The organism is Micromonospora sp. AB353 (assembly GCF_049538395.1).
GTDB lineage: Bacteria > Actinomycetota > Actinomycetes > Mycobacteriales > Micromonosporaceae > Micromonospora > Micromonospora aurantiaca.
Genome location: NZ_JBMVFV010000063.1, coordinates 19,702 through 35,711 on the forward strand (window position 1 = coordinate 19,702; position 16,010 = coordinate 35,711).

A 16,010-nucleotide genomic window follows, 5' to 3' on the forward strand; every position below is an offset into this window, starting at 1 on the left:
CGGTTCAGCGGCGGTTGATCAGGCCCATCAGGCCGTGGACGTCGGGGGCCCGGTCCAGCCGGTGGACCTCCTCGGTGATGCGGTCGGCGGTCGCCTCCGGCAGCGCGGCGGCGTTGGTGCGGAACTTGACCGCCAGTTCGGCGTCGCTGAGCGGACGCTGCGGCCCGCCCCGGTTGGCGAGCACCTCCTGCACCCACTCCCGCCCGTCGCGGGTGACCACCCGCAGCACGGCCGGGAACTGGTGCGGGAAGATCGCGTCGCACCGCTCGTCGCCCACCACGTCGACAAGCGCCATCAGCGCCCGCCGCTGCGGGTCGTGTGCCAGGGCGTCGGTGAAGTCGGCGAGGTCCACGCCGAGACCGCCGCCGCCGACCAGGCCGGCGACCACCGCGTACGGGCCACTGAACTGCGCCTCGTAGCCGGTCTGCGGTGCCCGCTTGCGCTCGATGGGCTGGCCGATGGTGCGCACCGTCGGCGTCGGCACGCCGAGCGTGATCGACTCGATCTCGTCCAGCGGCAGCCCGCGCTCGCGCAGCGCGATCGCCGCGTCGATGGCGGCGTGGGTGAAGTGGTTCGCCGGGTACGGCTTGAAGAAGATGCCCGGTACCGCCCAGTCGGTGCCGAGCCCGCGGACGATCTCGTCGCCGTCGAACTCGCCGCGCAGGAACGCCTGGAAGAAGCCGAAGCGCCCCTCCAGCACGGTCGGCGGCCCGGTCACGCCGTGCCGGGCCAACTGCGCGGCGCTGACCGCCGCGTGCGCCGCCCAGCCGCAGTGGATCCGCTTGACGGTGCCGCCGTTGCGGTTGGACTCGATCAGGCCGGCCGCCATCGAGGCGGACACGCCGAGCGCGTCGAGCGCGCCGTCGGCGTCCAGCTTCAGCAGCCGGGCCGCCGCCACCGCGCCGCCGAGCGTGCCGCAGATCGAGGTGGCGTGCTGCCCGTGCTCGAAGAAGACGGAGTTGCCGGCGGCCGGGTCGTACCCGGCCATGCCGAGCCGGACGCACACCTCGAGGCCGACCGCGATGGCCGCTACCGTCTCCTGCCCGGACGCCCCGGACGCCTCGGCGGCGGCCAGCGCGGCCGGCACCACCGACGCGCTGGGGTGCAGCACCGACGGCAGGTGCGTGTCGTCGTAGTCGAGCGAGTGCGCCAGCACGCCGTTGGCGAACGCGGCCAGCGCCGCCGGCGCCTTCTCGTCCAGGCCGACGACTGTGGCCTGGCCCCGGCCGCCCTGCTCCTCGACGTAGGCGAGGGCCGCCTGGCTGGTCGGCAGCGGCCGGGCCGCCACGCACAGGCCGAGCACGTCCAGGACGCGGGCCCGGACGCTCGCGACCACCTCGTCGGGCAGCGTCTCGGCGGCGGTGTCGGCGGCGAAGGTGGCCAGGTGGCGGCCCAGGGTCGGCTCAGCCACGGCTGATCACCGCCAGCGGGCGCACCGGGGAGCCGGTGGCGCCGTACAGCGGCAGCGGCGCCATGACGAAGGTGAACTCGTGCACCCCGTCGCGGGCCAGCTCCTCCAGCGCCATCGTCTCGATCAGGTAGACGCCGTGCTCCACCAGCAGGATCCGGTGCGCCGGCAGCGAGCTGTGGCCCTTGCCCGGCGGCAGGCACTCGAAGGCGATGGTGTCCGCGCCGGCGGCGTGCACCTGACGCTGCGCCAGCCAGGTCGCGCCGTCCGCGCCGACCCCCGGCACGCCGGAGTCCTTGCCGATGTACTGGTTGCGGTCCTCGTGGTCGAACAGCCGGCCCCACCCGCTGCGGATGAGCACGACGTCACCCGGGCCCACCGGCGTGCCCTGCCGGGACACCGCGGCGTCCAGGTCGGCGGGGGTGATCTCGTAGCCGGGCTCGCAGGCCTGGACGCCCAGCGCGGCGGGCACGTCCAGCAGCACGCCCCGGCGGACCATCGGCGCGACGGTGTGCACGCCCAGCTCGTCGAACCGGCCGCCGACCTGCGCGTCGGCGGCGTCGGCGCCGCCGTGCAGCCGGCCGTCCTGGGAGACGTGCGCGAGCGCGTCGACGTGCGTGCCGACGTGCGTGCCCATCACCAGCAGGTCGTTGGCGGCGGAGCCGCCGTCGGCGCGCACCATGTCGCCGTGTCGGCGCGGCAGGGTGAGCCCGAACGCCGGGTGGTTCGGTGACTGCGGCATGCCGACGGTCAGCCGCCGGCCCAGGTCGTAGATCGTGACACCGGCCTGCACGGCGTCGAGCAGGCGGTCGGCGGTTCTGGCTGTGGTGCCCACGGGGTTCCTCGCGTTTCGGCTGTCGGCGTCGTCAGGCGACGACGCCACGGGCTTTCAGGTCGGCGATCTCGGCCGGGTCGCAGCCGAGCTCCTCGACGAGCAGGGCGTCGGTGTCGGCGCCGGGGGAGCGCCCGGTGAACCGGATCCGGCCCGGCGTCTCCGACATCCGCCACATGACGTTGTGCATCCGCATCGGGCCGAGGTCGGGATCGTCGACCGTGGTGATCATCTCGGTGGCCCGGACGTGCGGGTCCTCGACGATGTCCTTGGCGCTGTAGACCGGTGCGACGGCGGCGCCGGCCTCGGCGAACGCGGCGGCCACCTCGTCGCGGGTGCGCTCGGCGATCCACGAGCCCACGTACTCGTCGAGCAGGTCCGCGTGCGCCACCCGCCCGACGCCGGTCCGGAACCACGGCTCGTCGATCACCTCGGGGTGGCCCACCAGCCGCAGCACCCGCTCGGCGATGGCCTGGGCGCTGGTGGAGATCGCCACCCACGACCCGTCCTTGGTCTGGTACGTGTTGCGCGGCGCGTTGTTCGTCGAGCGGTTGCCCTGCCGCTGCTCCACCACGCCGAGCTGGTCGTAGACGGTGGGGCCGGGACCGACAGCGGTCATGATCGGCTCCAGCAGGCTCATGTCGACGACCTGGCCCCGGCCGCCGGAGCGCTCCCGGTGCCACAGCGCCATCATCACCGCCGACGAGGTGGCGATGCCGCAGATGCTGTCGGCCAGCCCGAACGCGGGCAGCGTCGGCGGTCCGTCGGCCGTACCGGTCAGGTGGGCGAAGCCGCTCATCGCCTCGGCCAGCGTGCCGAACCCGGCGCGGGAGGCGTACGGGCCGGTCTGCCCGAAGCCGGTGATCCGGGCGATCACCAGGCCGGGGTTGACCCGGTGCAGCTCCTCCGGGCCGACGCCCCAGCGCTCCAGCGTGCCCGGCCGGAAGTTCTCCACCAGCACGTCGGCCCGCTCGGCCAGCCGCAGCAGCAGCGCCGCGCCCTCCGGCGCGGACAGGTTCAGCCCGACCAGCCGCTTGTTGCGGGAGATCTCCTTCCACCACAGGGGATGGCCGTCCTTGGCCTTGCCGTGGCCGCGCATGCTGTCACCCATGGTCGGGTGCTCGATCTTGATCACGTCGGCGCCGTAGTCGCCGAGGATCTGACAGCACAGCGGCCCGGCGAGGATCGTCGAGACGTCAAGCACCCGCAGGCCCGTCAGCGGTCCGTCAATCACCTGTTCCACCTCCCCAGTTCTGTTCCTGACCCGTCCGCCCGGCGACACGCTGCGCCGGCGGCCGGAAACCCAGCTCGGCGGAGATCTCCGCCGCCGCCGCGGCGACCAGCGCACCGTGCGCGGCGCACACCTCCGGGGTGAACCGGTTCTGCGGCCCGCACAGCGAGATCGAGCCGAACACCTGCCCGGTCGCGTACCGCACCGGCGCGGCCACGCTCCCCGCGCCGTTCTGCCGTTCGCCCATGCTCACCGCGTACCCCTGACGCCGGATCCGGGCCAGGTCGGCCCGCAGCTTGGCGGTGGAGGTGATGGTGGCCGGGGTGACCGCGTCCAGCGGGTGGTGACCGAGGTAGTCGTCGACCTCGGCGTCCGGCAGCGCCGCCAGGATCGCCTTCGACGACGACCCGGAGTGCAGCGCGTGGCTGGTGCCCAGGGACACCGACATCCGGACCTCGTGCGGCGAGAGCACCTGGTCGATGTAGACGCGCGACCAGCCCTGCCGCACCGACAGCGTGGCGGTCTCGCCGCTGTCGCGGACCAGCCGGACCAGGTACCGGCGCGCGATGTCCGGCACGTCCAGGGCACGCAGTGCGGCCAGGCCCACCGCCAGCGCGCCGGTGCCGAGCCGGTACCGCTTGGTCTCCTCGTTGAAGGTGAGGAAGTTGTCGGCCACCAGTTCCTTGAGGATCCGGTGGGCGACCGCCTTCGGCAGACCCAGTTCCCGCGCGATCGTCGACACGCCGAGGGTCTCCGGTGCCCGTTCGGCGATGATGTTGACGATGTCGAGGGCGCGTCCCAGACCGGACCGGGTCCGGCCGGCGGTGCTCTCGACGACCGCTGTCGTGATCATCTCTCTTCCTCCACTGTCGACGTACGTGCGTGGGATCGCCGGGCTTCAGGCGGGTGCGACGGGGGTCTTCCCGGGCGGGAGGCCGTCGGCCTGCCGGGGTCGCTCCCGCGCGATGACGAGCGCCACCGAGGCGAGCACCACGGCACCGGCGAGCACCTGTCGTCCGGACAACGATTCATCCAGCACCATCATGCCGAGCAGGACCGCCACCACCGGGTTGACGTACGCGTAAGTGGACGCGAGCTGGATCGGCGCGTTGCGCAGCAACCACGTGTAGACGCTGAAGCCGACCACTGTGCACACCAGCATCAGGTAGGTCCACGCCAGCCAGGACCGGCCGGTCACGGCGGCCGGGTCGAACCGTCCCAGCTCACCGCTGACCACGCTCGCCACCGCCACCGCGACACCGCCGACGAGCATCTGCCAGCCGGTGCCGACCAGGTGGTCGGCCGGCATGTGCAGCCGCTGCGACAGCGTCGAGCCCAGCGCCCAGACCATCGTGGAGACCACCAGCAGCAGCATCCCGCCGAGGTGCCATCCCTTCGTCGGCACCGAGAACAGCAGCGCCAGCCCGGCCACCCCGCCCAGTACGCCCACCGCCGCGAGCGCCGACGGCCGTGGACCGACCGCCAGCCGCAACACCAGCACCCACAGCGGCATGCCGGCCACCACCAGCGACGTCAGCCCGGTCGGCACGTACTGCTGGCCCAGGGCGAGCAGCGCGCTGCCCGCACCGACCATCAGCAGCCCGCTGGCGCCCACCCCGCCCCACTGCCGCCGGGGCAGCAGCAGCCCGGCCGGTCCCCGGCGCAGCGCAGCCACCGCGAACAGCAGCAGCGCGGCGGCCAGGAACCGGGCCGAGGTGGCGACCAGCGGCGGGATGCTGTCCAGGGCCACCCGGTTGCCCAGGTAGGTCGAGCCCCAGATCAGGTAGACCGCGCCGAGCCCGACGGCCAGGGCCATCGGGCCGGCGGGCCGCTGCGGATCCGCCGGGTGGCGGACCGCTGCGGGCTGGGTCAGGTCAGCGGTGGCCATCGACCCGGATCGCCACCGCGGTGTTGCCCCGCAGGGCGTTCGAGTAGGGACACATCTGGTCGGCCAGCTCCACGGCGCGTTCCAGGTCGGCCTGCGGGCACTGCGGCGCGGACACGTCCAGCACCACGGCGATCGCGTACCGGCCGTCCTCGGTCTGCCCGAGGGAGACCGAGGCGGTCACCGTCGTCGGGCCGGGCTTGACGCCGGCCTGCCGGGCGGCGACCGCGAGCGCGCTGTCGAAGCAGGCCGCGTAGCCGGCCGCGAACAGCTCCTCCGGGTCGGTGCCGGGCGCGTCCGGACCCCGCTGGGCGGGACGGGTCAGGTCGACCCGCAGCGACCCGGTCCGCGACCGGGCGCTGCCGCCCCGGCCGCCGGAGACCTCGACGGTGGCGGTGTAGAGCGTGTTCGCCGGTACGACCTTCGCCTCGGCGGCCGGGGTGCCGGCGCTCATGCCACCACCTCCCGCCCGAGGTCGGCGTGCACCTGCGCGGCGACCGCGTCGGCGAACGCCTCCGGCTGCTCGTCGGCCACGAAGTCGGTGCCGCCGGGGATGGTCACCAGCTCGGCGCCGGGCAGCGCGGCCCGTACCTGCGGCGTCATCCGGTCCAGCAGGTCGTCGGCGCCGTGCAGCAGCACGATGGGCAGCGCGTCCAGGGCGGCGGTGTCCACGTGGTGGTCGAACACCGCCCGGTATGCGGTGGCGTAGTCCGGACCGGTCAGCAGGTACTCGGTGACCTGGCGGTCCGCCTCCTCCGGGGTCAGGCGCGGGTACAGGCCGTACACCCGGTCCCAGATCACCTTGAGGTGCCCGCCGTCGCGCGCCGGGGAGTAGCCGGGCGCGTACGACCGCTTCTTCTCCGCCCGCTCCCGCTCGTCGTAGAGCGGGATGCCCTGCAGGATCAGCCGGTGCACCCGCTCCGGCGCCGACATCAGCGCCTCCGCGCCGACGATCGCGCCGGTGTGCTGCCCGAGCAGGTGCACCCGGGACAGCCCGAGGGCGTCGGCGAACTGCCACACCCCGGCCGCGTACTCCGGGATCGACCACGGGCGCGGCGGTGCGTCGGACATGCCGAACCCCGGCGTGTCCGGGGCGATCACCCGCAGGCCGCGGCGGGCCAGCGGCTCGATCACCGCGTCGTAGGTGGCCGAGGAGAGCGGGGACTGGTGCAGGATCAGCAGCACCGGGGCGTCGGCGTCGCCGCCGTGCCGGTAGTGCACCTGACCCCACGGCACGTCGACGTAGGCGCGGCGGGCCACGCCGCGGGCCCGGGTCACTCCGTCACCGCCAGGGCCGCCATGACCTCGATGACGTGCTTGATGCCGGCCTTGTAGTCGTCCAGCCGGATGTTCTCGTTCGGGCCGTCCACACCGGAGTCCGCGCGGGACACGCCGACACCGACGATGGGCAGGTCGGCGATCACGCCCTGGTTGCCGATCCACTGCGTGTACGGCTCGATCACCGGCTCGGTCCCGTACACCCGGCGGGCCGCGTCGGCGACCAGCGCGACGAACGGGTCGCGGTGGTCGGTGAGGTTGGGCCGGCTGGTCGCCATCACCTCGATGCGCAGGTCACCGAAGCCGGTCGCGGCCAGGTGGTCGCGGACGCAGCCGAGCACCCGGTCCGGGTCCTGGCCGGGCACCAGCCGGATCTCCAGCTTCGCCGAGGCGGTCGACGGGATGCCGAGCGTCACGTCGTCGCGCATGTCGCCGCCGGCGAAACCGGCGACGGTGAGCGTCGGCACGGTACGGATGGCGACCGCGGCTCCCTGGTCGTCCAGGTCACCGGTGAACCGGTCGACCTGGGCCCGCTTGCGCAGGAAGTCCCCGTCGAACGCCACCTTCTCCAGCAGCGCCCGCTCCTCGTCCGTCGGCGGCCGGGCGTCGTCGGCGAAACCGGGGATCGTCACGGTGCCGTCGGGCCGCTGCAACTGCGCCAGGGCGGCGGCCAGCCGGGCCGTGGCGGCCGGCAGCAGCGCGGTGTTCTGGCTGGTCAGGTCGCGTGGCAGGGTCTGCGCGGTGAGGCGCAGGTAGAGCACGCCCTTCTCGGCGAGCTTGAGCAGCAGCCGGTCCTCGCCGTCGAGCCAGGAGTTCTCCCACAGCGCCGCGTCGCTGGCGAGCCGGTCGGCGTGCGCCTGCACGAACGAGCCCAGACCCGGGCTGTGCAGCCACTTCTTGCCCTCGAAGATGATCCGGTTGGTCACCGGCGGGGTCAGCCCGGCCAGCTTCCAGGCCGCCGCCGCGTGGATGCGGGACATGACGACGCCCTTGTCGTCGGCCACGCCCCGGGCGTACAGCCGGCCGTCGTGGATCTCCGCCGCGTACGGCGGGCTGATCCAGTCGGCGTCGTCACCGGCCGGCTCGACCTCCACGTCGTAGTGGGTGAAGTGCAGCAGCGCCTTGTCTCCCTCGCCCGGCACCTCGGCCAGCACGTACGGGTACGACTGCTCCCACGGGATGATCTCGGCTTCGCCGCCCCAGCGGCGGACCGACCCGGCGATGAACTCGGCGGTGGCCTCCATCTGCTCCGGCTCCTGGCGGCGGCTGCGGATGCGGCACAGCTGCTGGAGCTCCTCGACGAACTCGTCGAAGTGCTTGTCGACGGCCGCCAGTGCGGCCGCGGTATCCGGTTTGGGCATGGTGGTCCTCACAGAAGGGGTCGGAGAGGGGGAAGTCAGTGGATGGTGACGCCGCCGTCGACGAAGATCGTCTGCCCGGTGGTCATGGCGGCGGCGTCACTGAGCAGGTAGGCGACCGCGTTGGCGACGTCCTGCGGCAGTGCCATCCGGCCCAGCGGGATGGAGGCCATCTTGTCGGCCAGGTACGCGTCGTCGCCGCGGACGTCGGCGGTCATGTCGGTGGGCACGATCGTGGGTCCGACGGCGTTGACCCGGATCCGGTCCGGCGCCCACTCGAGCGCCAGCACGCGTGCCATGTGCATCACGCCGGCCTTGCTGACGCAGTATCCGAGCGTGTTCAGTACGGCGACGTGCCCGTTCGTGGAGCCGATGTTCACCACCGCGCCGCGGGTCTGCCGCAGCGCCGGGTACGCGGCCTGGCACATCCGGAACGTGCCGGTCAGGTTGACGTCCAGGACGGTGGTGAAGTCCTCCTCGGACATCGTCGCCGCCGGTCCGCGCCGGACGATCCCGGCGTTGTTGACGAGCAGGTCCAGGCGGCCGTGGGAGTCCAGGACCTCCGCCACCAGATCGGCGCAGGAGGCGGCCGACCGGACGTCGAGCCGGTGCCGGGTGTGCGCACCGCCGGTCAGCTCGGCCTCCGCCCAGTCGTCGAGCAGGTCGGCCTGCGCCACCGTCGCGCCGCGCTCGGCGAGGGTCGCGGCGATCCGGGCGCCGATGCCGCGGGCCGCCCCGGTCACCAGTGCCACCCGCCCGTCGAACCGGTTCGGATCGGTGTTCATGTCCTCTGTCCTGCCTCTCCCGTCCGGCCACCGGCCGGGCGGGCGTGAACCACGCCCGGCCGGTGCTCCGCACGCGTGACCACGGTCCCGTCAGCTGTCGTCACGCGCCGATCACCTTCGTGTCCTCGGCCCAGAAGGCCAGCCGCTTCTGCAGCAGCCGGATCACGAAGTGCGCCACCAGACCCATCACCGACAGCACCACCAGGACGGCGAACATGCCGGCGATGTCGAAGTTGTAGTTGGTCTGCAGCAGCAGGTAGCCCAGGCCCTCCTTGGCGCCGATGAACTCGCCGACGACCGCGCCGAGGATGGCGAAGACGATGCCGATGTCCAGGCCGGCGAAGATGAACGGCAGCGCGCTGGGCAGCCGGACCATCCGGAAGATCTGGGTCTTGCTCGCGCCGAACACCGTCAGCATCTGGATCTTGTCGGCGTCGGCCGCCCGCAGACCCTCGATGACGTTCACGAGCATCGGGAAGAACGAGATCACCGCGGCCATGACCACCTTGCTGGTCAGGCCGAAACCGAACCACACCACGAACAGCGGGGCCAGGGCGACCTTCGGCACGGTCTGGAAGGCCACGATGTACGGCATCAGGGTGGCTTCGACGATCTTGATCTGGGAGATGAACGTGCCGAGGACCAGCGCGGCCCCGACACCGATCACGAACCCGAGCAGCGCCTCCTGGGTGGTCACCCAGAAGTGACCCCAGAACTGGTCGTCGCCGAGCTGCTGCCACAGCGACTCGACCACGCTCGACGGCAGCGGCAGGACGTACTCGTCGACGCCGATGAGCTGGACACCGTACTCCCAGGCCAGCACGACCACGACGAAGACCGTCGGGACCAGCCAGAGCTGGGGCTTCTCGCGGAGGTCGAACTTGCGCCGGGCGGGCTTGGCGGGCCGGGCGGACGGCGCCGGTGGCTGGGCCGGCTCGCGGACCAGGTTGCTTGTTGCCATGGCTGTCCCTCGTCAGTCGATAACGCCGGCGGCGTTGAAGTGTCGGCGGATCCGCTCCACGTAGACCCCGGCCCGGTCGGACGACATGACGCCGAGGTCACGCGGCCGCTCCAGGTCGATGTCCATGACCTCCGCGATCCGGCCCGGCCGGGGGCTGAGCACGACCACCCGGTCGGAGAGGAAGACCGCCTCCGGGATGGAGTGCGTGACCAGCACGATCGTCTGGTTGCTCTCCTGCCAGATGCGCAGCAGCTCCACGTTCATGTACTCGCGGGTCATCGCGTCGAGCGCGCCGAACGGCTCGTCCATCAGCAGTACCGCCGGGTCGTGCACCAGCGCCCGGCAGATGCCGGCCCGCTGCTGCATGCCGCCGCTGAGCTCGTGCGGGTACTTCTGCTCGAAGCCGTTGAGACCGACCATCTCGAGCAACTGCTGGGCGCGTTCCCGGTGCCGGCGGGGATCCAGTCGCTGGATCTCCGCCGGCACCATCACGTTGTCGAAGATGGTGCGCCACGGCAGCAGCGTCGGTGCCTGGAACACCATCCCGACCTCGGGAAGGGGCTTCGTCACGTCCCGCCCGGCGATCCGTACCGCGCCGCCGGACTTCGGGCTGAGCCCGGCGAGGATCTTCAGCAAAGTGGTCTTGCCGCACCCGGACGGTCCCACGACCGAGATGAACTCGCCGCGACGTACCGTCAGGTTGATGTCGCTCAGCGCCTGGGTCGGTGCCGACTTCCGGGGCCGGTACTCCTTGTCCAGCCCGTCGATCTCGATCCAGGAGTCTTCCGACACCGATGCCGGAGCCTGCGTCTGCGCCCGGCGGGCCGTCGCCTTGATGGCCATCGAAATCCCTTCCGCTGTCCGCTGCCTAGGCGGTGTAGTTCGCGGCCTTGCTCAGCACCGCGGCCTTGTCGAAGTTGTTGGCGCCGGAGAGCAGGCTCGGGTCCCACAGCTTCTTGAGGTCGACCTCGCCGGTGATCTGCCCGGCCTCCTTGGTGTACGCCTGGGTCTTCGCCCACTCCTCGTCGCTGATCGCGCCCCAGTCGCCGAACTGCTCCGGGTCGCCGCTGGCCGGGGTGGCCGTCTTCAGCCAGGCGGTGAGGCTCTCGGTGTCCGCCTTGAGGCGCTCGTCGGCGGACTTGCCGGCGAGGATCTGCGGGAAGACCTTGTAGCCGATCTTCATGGCGGCCTCGGGGTTCTTGGCCGAGAAGAGCATCGCCTTGTACGCCGCGCGCAGGAACCGCTCGTAGGAGTCCTTCTTGGCGTCGAAGTCACGGGCGCCGACGCTGAAGGTCAGCGACCGGATGCCGGAGAACACGTCCGGGTTGGTCAGGTACTTCAGCTCGGTACCGGCGTTCTCGATGACCGCGTACGCCTGGGTGTAGAGCGCCAGCATGTCGACCTTGCCGTCGTTGAGCGCGGCGGCGGCCTGCGCGCCGACGCCCACCGGCAGCAGCTCGACGTCCTTGGCCGGGTCCAGCCCCGCGGCCTTGACGTAGGCGCGGGCGTACGGGGCCGAGCCGGAGGCCAGGCTGATCACGCCGATCTTCTTGCCGCGCAGGTCCGCGCCGCCGGTGATCGGGGAGTCCGGCTTCACCGCCATCACCCACGGCCAGTTCTGCACCAGGCCGCCGATCGCCTTGATCGGCACGTTCTTCTCCGCCGCGCCGAGCACCGAGCCGGCGTCGGCCGGGGTGATGTCGCCGCTGCCGGACGCGACCGCCTGGAGGGCGGCGACCGAGCCGTCGGTGTTGATCGTGTCGACGGTCAGCTTCTCCTCGGCGAAGTAGCCGAGTTCCTTGGCGACCGCGTAGACGGCCACCTCCTCCTTCGGGCCGATCACGGCGGAGGCGATGGCCATGGTCAGCTTCGCCTCCTTGCCCTCGCCGCCGGCGCCCTCGTCGTCGGAGCCGCCGCCGCACGCGGACAGGACCAGCGCGGTGGCCAACGCCGCCGGGAGCAGAGCCCACTTTCGTTTCATATGCACACACCTCGTCATGAGTCGGGGGAGACCGCCTCCGCCGCCGGAGCGGCGGAGGCGGGGGAATCAGCTGTCGCGCTGCCGCGCGACCGTTGTCCGTCAGGCGTCGCGCTGACGCGCGACCAGGGCCGGTCAGGCGCCGCGCTGCTGCGCGACGAGTGCCAGATCGTTGTAGACGTGCTGCTCGACGATCAGTCCGCCGTCGAGCACGAAGACGTCCGCGTAGCGGATGTCCTCGAACGGAGTGCCGTCGAGCCATTCCCCGTACAGCCGCCCGAGCGAGGTCACCGTGACCCGCCCGTCGGCCTCGCCCACCAGGTAGCGGTCCCGGTGCTTGCGCACCCACCGGTAGGTTCCGGTCGACGCGGCCGCCATCTCCCGCAGCGACGAGTACTCCCGGCCGCCCGGGAAGACCAACCGCGCCCGCTCCGCGAGAAAGCGCCCCGCTTCGTCGAGTTCGCGGTCCTCGCACAGCTGCAGGTAGCCGTCGATCAGACCGGGCGCGTCCGGTGTGCTCATCAGCCGGTCTTCTCGCTCAGCGCCGCCTCCCACTGGTCCCGCAGCGGGTGCTCCGCGGGGCCGTGCTCGGTCAGGATGCGCATGAGGCGGGCCAGCAGCTCGTCCCGCTCCCGGTCGAGGACCTTCTGCTCCTCTGCGGTGGAGACGAACCCGTCGACGGCGCCCGCGGTGAGCGCGCCGGAGCGGGTCAGCAGCGCCTCGACGACGCGTACCCGCTGGCGGGTCACGTGCAGCTCGGTGGAGAGCTGCAGCACCAGGTCGAGCAGCTTGCCGACCTTGGGATCCCCGAAGTAGTCGAACTCGGTGCTCATCACGCCTCCGGCTTGGTCGCGGCCAGTACGGCCCAGGGGAAGTGCCACTCGGGACGGTCGCCCCAGCCCTGCGGCTGGACGCCGTTGCGGCGCTCGTCGAACGGGGTCCACGACACATCGGTCAGACCGGCCTCGGTGCAGACCTCGATCAGGTCGGAGCCGAACAGGTCGTGGAAGAACGGCTCGTTGTTGCGCTCGGCGTGCTCGTAGACGGTGGCGTCGCGCAGCGGGTCGCCGGTGAGCATGAACTCCAGGAAGCGCAGCGAGCCGCCCGGCTTGAGCAGGCGCGCGGCCTCCAGGATGGTCTCCCGGATCGCGGCGGCCGGCATCTCGTGCAGCACCATCGTGCCGGTGACCACGTCGCAGCTGTCCGGCTCGATGCCGGTGGCCCGGCCGTCGGCCTGCCGGTAGTCGATCGCGACCCCGGTCGCCTCGGCCTCGGCGTGCGCCAGGCGCAGACCGGGGGCGGCCAGGTCCACGCCGATCACCTGCGCGGTCGGGTACTTGGCGGGCAGCGGGCGGGTGCTCTTGCCGAAGCCGCACCCGATGTCGACGATCCGGGTCGCCGCGGGCAGCTCGGGCAGCGCGGTCTGGGCGAACAGCGTGTGGAACTTGTAGCCGTCGTTGTCGCGCAGCATGACGATGCGCGCGCCGAACTCGTACACGTAGGCCGACATGTCGTCGGAGAAGAAGCTGCCGGGCTGGATGTGGATGTCGTAGTCGGTGTACCAGTCGGGCAGTTCCAGGTCGGGGTTCAGCGCCAGCGAGCCCTTCGGCTGCTCGGGCAGCGCGGTGAGCTGGCCGGTCAGCTCCTCGCGGCGGCTGAGCACCGCGTCGCCGGCGACCTTCCAGAGCATCTTCTGCTGCACCCGCTCGAGGTGGCTGAACCACGGGTAGAGCGGGAGACCGCGCAGCACCTGGCTCGCGTCGGCGATCGTCGTGGCCGACGCGCCGGTGGCGCCGTACTCCTCACGCAGCGCCGGGTAGACGGTGTCCGCCCAGCGCTTGCGCAGGCCGAGGACGAAGTCCACGGCGGAACGCTCATCCAGGGTGAGGCGCTCCTCGATGTCCAGCATTCTTGTCTCCTCTACAGGTGGGGGAGGTCCGGCCCGCGGTGCACCGCGACCGGGGTGGACGGGTCAGTGGGCGTACCGCACGCGTTCGGCGGACGCGGTGTCGAAGGCGCCGAGGAACGCGCCGGCCATGCGTCCCTCGTAGACGGCCTCGAAGGCGGTACGGGGGGCGTTCGCGTCGCCGACGACGTGGACGCGGGGGCCGTCGGGCAGCGCGTCGAGCTGCCGGTACAACTCGTCAGCGGCCTGCGCCGAGCCGCCGTCGACGACAGTGGTGACGCCTTCGACGATCGTCTCGCCGCCGGCGAGCGGGCCGCCGAGCGTCACCGCCGTGGTGCCCGCCGCACGGGCGGTCCGCATCGGGTGGACCGCGATCCCCAGGTCCGCGAAGCGCTTGAGCAGCGCCAGCCGCGAGTACGTGGTGATCTTGGCGCTCACCGTGGCGGTGGGGGAGACGAGGTGGACGCGGGCGCCCCGCCGGGCGAACGCCTCCGCCACCGACGCCGCCGACCAGGTGCCCTCGTCGTCGAGCACGACGACGGCGCCGTCCGGCCGGTAGCCGGGGTCGGCCAGGTGGTCGACGGCCTGCCAGATGTCGATCACCGGCGGGCCGCCGGGCAGGTCGCGGCGGGCGGGCCGGGAGCCGGTGGCGAGGACGACGTCCTGGTAGCCGCCGGACAGCACGTCCTCGACGCCGGCGCGGTGGCCGAGCCGGACCGGGATGCCGGCGGCCGCCACGTCGCGGGCCAGGTCACGGGTGAGCAGACCGAGCCGCTCCCGGCCGGGTACGCGCGCGGCCACCTCGACCTGTCCGCCGAGCCGGTCGCGCGCCTCGACAACTGTCACCCGGTGCCCGGCCCGGTGCGCGGAGAGCGCCGCCTCCAGGCCGGCCGGCCCGCCGCCGACGACCAGGACGTCCCGCGCGCCGGACGGTCCGGGCAGCTCCGGCCAGGCGTCGGCCCATTCCCGCTCGGCGCCGACCTCGGGGTTCACCACGCAGGAGATGGGCAGGCTGGTCTCCAGCCGGCCGATGCAGCCCTGGTTGCAGGCCAGACAGGCGCGTACCTCGTGCTGGCGGCCCTGCTCGGCCTTGCGGACCAGGTGCGGGTCGGCGATGTGCGGGCGGGCCAGGCCGACCAGGTCGGCCTCGCCGGCGGCGACGAGTTCGGCCGCCTCCGGCAGGCTGTCCAGCCGGCACACCGCGAGCACCGGCAGGTCCGGGAACTCCTGCTTGAACAGCGCCGCGTGGTGCCGGAACGGGGCGTGGCCGAAGCTCATGTCCGCCATCTGCGTCGCGAGCGAGTAGCTGCCGTGGTAGGCGGAGTGGCTGACGTGCACGTAGGCGAGCGGGAACTCGGCGCGCAGCCTCCCGACGATCTCCAGCACCGCGGCCGGGTCGAGGCCGCCGGGCAGGAACTCGTCGGCGCTGACCCGCAGCCCGACGGGCAGCTCGGGCGCGGCGGCGAGCACCGCTGTGAGCACCTCACGGGTCAGGCGCATCCGGTTGTCGAGGCTGCCGCCGTACGCGTCGTCGCGGGTGTTCGTGTGCGGCGAGAGGAACTGCTGGAGCAGGTGGCCGTGGCCGGCGTGCACCTCCAGCCCGTCGAAGCCGGCCGCGCGCATGCGCCGCGCGGCGGCGGCGAACGCCTCGACGACGACCGCGATGTCCCGGCGTCCCATCGCGTGCGGCACGTGCGAGCCGGCCGCCCACGGCACCGGCGACGACGACCAGGCGGCGGTACGCGTCGCATCGCCGTTGGCCTGCCGTCCGGCGTGCATGATCTGGGCGAACATCCGTGCCCCGTGCTCGTGCACGGCCTCGGTCACCGCCGCGTACGCCGGGATCGACGAGTCGTCGAAGCTGCCGAGGCTGATGCTGCGGCCCGCGCTGGTGGGGTGCACGCGGATCGCCTCGGTGATGATCAGGCCGGCGCCGCCGCGCGCCCGCTCCGCGTGGTAGGCGACGTGGCGGCGGGTGGGCACATTGTTCAGTCCGAAGTTGGTGGTGTGGCCCGGGACGAAGACCCGGTTCCGCAGTGTGAGACGCCCGAGCCGGGTGGGGGAGAGAAGAGCGAGAAGCTTGTCGTCAGGCATGCCTCGGACTTCCTGTTTCGGGCCGCACTCGGCGAGGCCGAGAGCGTTCGGATGAACCGTACGCCGTTCGATTGAGTGGAACGGTAGGGCCGGGTTCACATGCCGTCAACGGGCTACTGATCAGTAACTTAGTTCGCTGCACCGCCTCTGAGCTGCTGTTCCACTGGGCGGAACGCTGACCGACGATGACCGTCGATGCCACGGGTCGATCGTTCGGTTCCTCCTGATCGGACGGCAGCGCCGGCCGTCGGTCGCCGGTCGGCGGCCCGTACCGATCGTTCGGACGGCCGTACC

Annotated in this window: 16 protein-coding genes; all 16 read right to left on the reverse strand. The window is 72.4% G+C overall.

Annotated elements, in window-relative coordinates; all coding sequences use genetic code 11:
• Positions 1 to 4: 4 nt before the first annotated feature.
• The gene (locus ACPCK6_RS22345; protein ID WP_423482113.1) at positions 5 to 1,411 is read right to left on the reverse strand and encodes an MmgE/PrpD family protein; all 1,407 of its coding nucleotides are present in this window, start codon (positions 1,409 to 1,411) and stop codon (positions 5 to 7) included.
• Complete coding sequence (locus ACPCK6_RS22350) at positions 1,404 to 2,243, reverse strand: cyclase family protein (protein WP_396883766.1); 840 nt, start codon at positions 2,241 to 2,243, stop codon at positions 1,404 to 1,406. Before ACPCK6_RS22350 ends, ACPCK6_RS22345 begins: the two co-directional genes overlap by 8 nt.
• A gap of 31 nt (positions 2,244 to 2,274) precedes the next feature.
• Positions 2,275 to 3,474, reverse strand: coding sequence for a CaiB/BaiF CoA transferase family protein (locus ACPCK6_RS22355; protein ID WP_396883767.1), 1,200 nt, complete (start codon positions 3,472 to 3,474; stop codon positions 2,275 to 2,277).
• Entirely contained in the window at positions 3,467 to 4,324 is an 858-nt protein-coding gene (locus tag ACPCK6_RS22360) for an IclR family transcriptional regulator (RefSeq protein WP_423482114.1), read from the reverse strand. Before ACPCK6_RS22360 ends, ACPCK6_RS22355 begins: the two co-directional genes overlap by 8 nt.
• Before the next feature lie 45 nt (positions 4,325 to 4,369).
• Positions 4,370 to 5,359: an EamA family transporter gene (locus ACPCK6_RS22365; protein WP_396883769.1), complete on the reverse strand. Its 990-nt coding sequence runs from the start codon at positions 5,357 to 5,359 to the stop codon at positions 4,370 to 4,372.
• Positions 5,346 to 5,810 (reverse strand): Ohr family peroxiredoxin, encoded by a 465-nt coding sequence (locus tag ACPCK6_RS22370; protein WP_423482115.1) that lies wholly within the window; start codon positions 5,808 to 5,810, stop codon positions 5,346 to 5,348. The genes ACPCK6_RS22365 and ACPCK6_RS22370 overlap by 14 nt, the downstream gene beginning before the upstream one ends.
• Complete coding sequence (locus ACPCK6_RS22375) at positions 5,807 to 6,634, reverse strand: alpha/beta fold hydrolase (RefSeq protein WP_396883771.1); 828 nt, start codon at positions 6,632 to 6,634, stop codon at positions 5,807 to 5,809. The genes ACPCK6_RS22370 and ACPCK6_RS22375 overlap by 4 nt, the downstream gene beginning before the upstream one ends.
• Complete coding sequence (locus ACPCK6_RS22380) at positions 6,631 to 7,995, reverse strand: M20/M25/M40 family metallo-hydrolase (RefSeq protein ID WP_423482116.1); 1,365 nt, start codon at positions 7,993 to 7,995, stop codon at positions 6,631 to 6,633. The genes ACPCK6_RS22375 and ACPCK6_RS22380 overlap by 4 nt, the downstream gene beginning before the upstream one ends.
• Before the next feature lie 35 nt (positions 7,996 to 8,030).
• Positions 8,031 to 8,777 carry an SDR family NAD(P)-dependent oxidoreductase gene (locus ACPCK6_RS22385; protein WP_396883773.1) on the reverse strand — a complete coding sequence of 249 codons (747 nt, stop codon included), beginning with the start codon at positions 8,775 to 8,777 and terminating at the stop codon, positions 8,031 to 8,033.
• Positions 8,778 to 8,877: 100 nt separating this feature from the next.
• Complete coding sequence (locus ACPCK6_RS22390; RefSeq protein ID WP_013286892.1) at positions 8,878 to 9,738, reverse strand: ABC transporter permease; 861 nt, start codon at positions 9,736 to 9,738, stop codon at positions 8,878 to 8,880.
• Positions 9,739 to 9,750: 12 nt separating this feature from the next.
• Positions 9,751 to 10,530, reverse strand: coding sequence for an ABC transporter ATP-binding protein (locus ACPCK6_RS22395; protein ID WP_120573737.1), 780 nt, complete (start codon positions 10,528 to 10,530; stop codon positions 9,751 to 9,753).
• A 76-nt stretch (positions 10,531 to 10,606) separates the two neighbouring features.
• Entirely contained in the window at positions 10,607 to 11,719 is a 1,113-nt protein-coding gene (locus ACPCK6_RS22400; RefSeq protein WP_423482117.1) for an ABC transporter substrate-binding protein, read from the reverse strand.
• 132 nt (positions 11,720 to 11,851) lie between these two features.
• Positions 11,852 to 12,238 carry a nuclear transport factor 2 family protein gene (locus ACPCK6_RS22405; RefSeq protein WP_423482118.1) on the reverse strand — a complete coding sequence of 129 codons (387 nt, stop codon included), beginning with the start codon at positions 12,236 to 12,238 and terminating at the stop codon, positions 11,852 to 11,854.
• Positions 12,238 to 12,549, reverse strand: a complete 312-nt coding sequence (locus tag ACPCK6_RS22410; protein ID WP_396883776.1) for a hypothetical protein — start codon at positions 12,547 to 12,549, stop codon at positions 12,238 to 12,240. The genes ACPCK6_RS22405 and ACPCK6_RS22410 overlap by 1 nt, the downstream gene beginning before the upstream one ends.
• Positions 12,549 to 13,625, reverse strand: coding sequence for a class I SAM-dependent methyltransferase (locus tag ACPCK6_RS22415; RefSeq protein ID WP_396883777.1), 1,077 nt, complete (start codon positions 13,623 to 13,625; stop codon positions 12,549 to 12,551). Before ACPCK6_RS22415 ends, ACPCK6_RS22410 begins: the two co-directional genes overlap by 1 nt.
• Positions 13,626 to 13,688: 63 nt before the next feature.
• Positions 13,689 to 15,716: an oxidoreductase gene (locus tag ACPCK6_RS22420; protein WP_423482119.1), complete on the reverse strand. Its 2,028-nt coding sequence runs from the start codon at positions 15,714 to 15,716 to the stop codon at positions 13,689 to 13,691.
• Positions 15,717 to 16,010: the final 294 nt, after the last annotated feature.

Bases quoted from the DNA above. Each gene is read 5' to 3' on its own strand.
- ACPCK6_RS22360 (WP_423482114.1), bottom strand. From the start codon at position 4,324: ATGATCACGACAGCGGTCGTCGAGAGCACCGCCGGCCGGACCCGGTCC.
- ACPCK6_RS22365 (WP_396883769.1), bottom strand. From the start codon at position 5,359: ATGGCCACCGCTGACCTGACCCAGCCCGCAGCGGTCCGCCACCCGGCG.
- ACPCK6_RS22370 (WP_423482115.1), bottom strand. From the start codon at position 5,810: ATGAGCGCCGGCACCCCGGCCGCCGAGGCGAAGGTCGTACCGGCGAAC.
- ACPCK6_RS22380 (WP_423482116.1), bottom strand. From the start codon at position 7,995: ATGCCCAAACCGGATACCGCGGCCGCACTGGCGGCCGTCGACAAGCAC.
- ACPCK6_RS22385 (WP_396883773.1), bottom strand. From the start codon at position 8,777: ATGAACACCGATCCGAACCGGTTCGACGGGCGGGTGGCACTGGTGACC.
- ACPCK6_RS22390 (WP_013286892.1), bottom strand. From the start codon at position 9,738: ATGGCAACAAGCAACCTGGTCCGCGAGCCGGCCCAGCCACCGGCGCCG.
- ACPCK6_RS22400 (WP_423482117.1), bottom strand. From the start codon at position 11,719: ATGAAACGAAAGTGGGCTCTGCTCCCGGCGGCGTTGGCCACCGCGCTG.
- ACPCK6_RS22405 (WP_423482118.1), bottom strand. From the start codon at position 12,238: ATGAGCACACCGGACGCGCCCGGTCTGATCGACGGCTACCTGCAGCTG.
- ACPCK6_RS22410 (WP_396883776.1), bottom strand. From the start codon at position 12,549: ATGAGCACCGAGTTCGACTACTTCGGGGATCCCAAGGTCGGCAAGCTG.
- ACPCK6_RS22415 (WP_396883777.1), bottom strand. From the start codon at position 13,625: ATGCTGGACATCGAGGAGCGCCTCACCCTGGATGAGCGTTCCGCCGTG.
- ACPCK6_RS22420 (WP_423482119.1), bottom strand. From the start codon at position 15,716: ATGCCTGACGACAAGCTTCTCGCTCTTCTCTCCCCCACCCGGCTCGGG.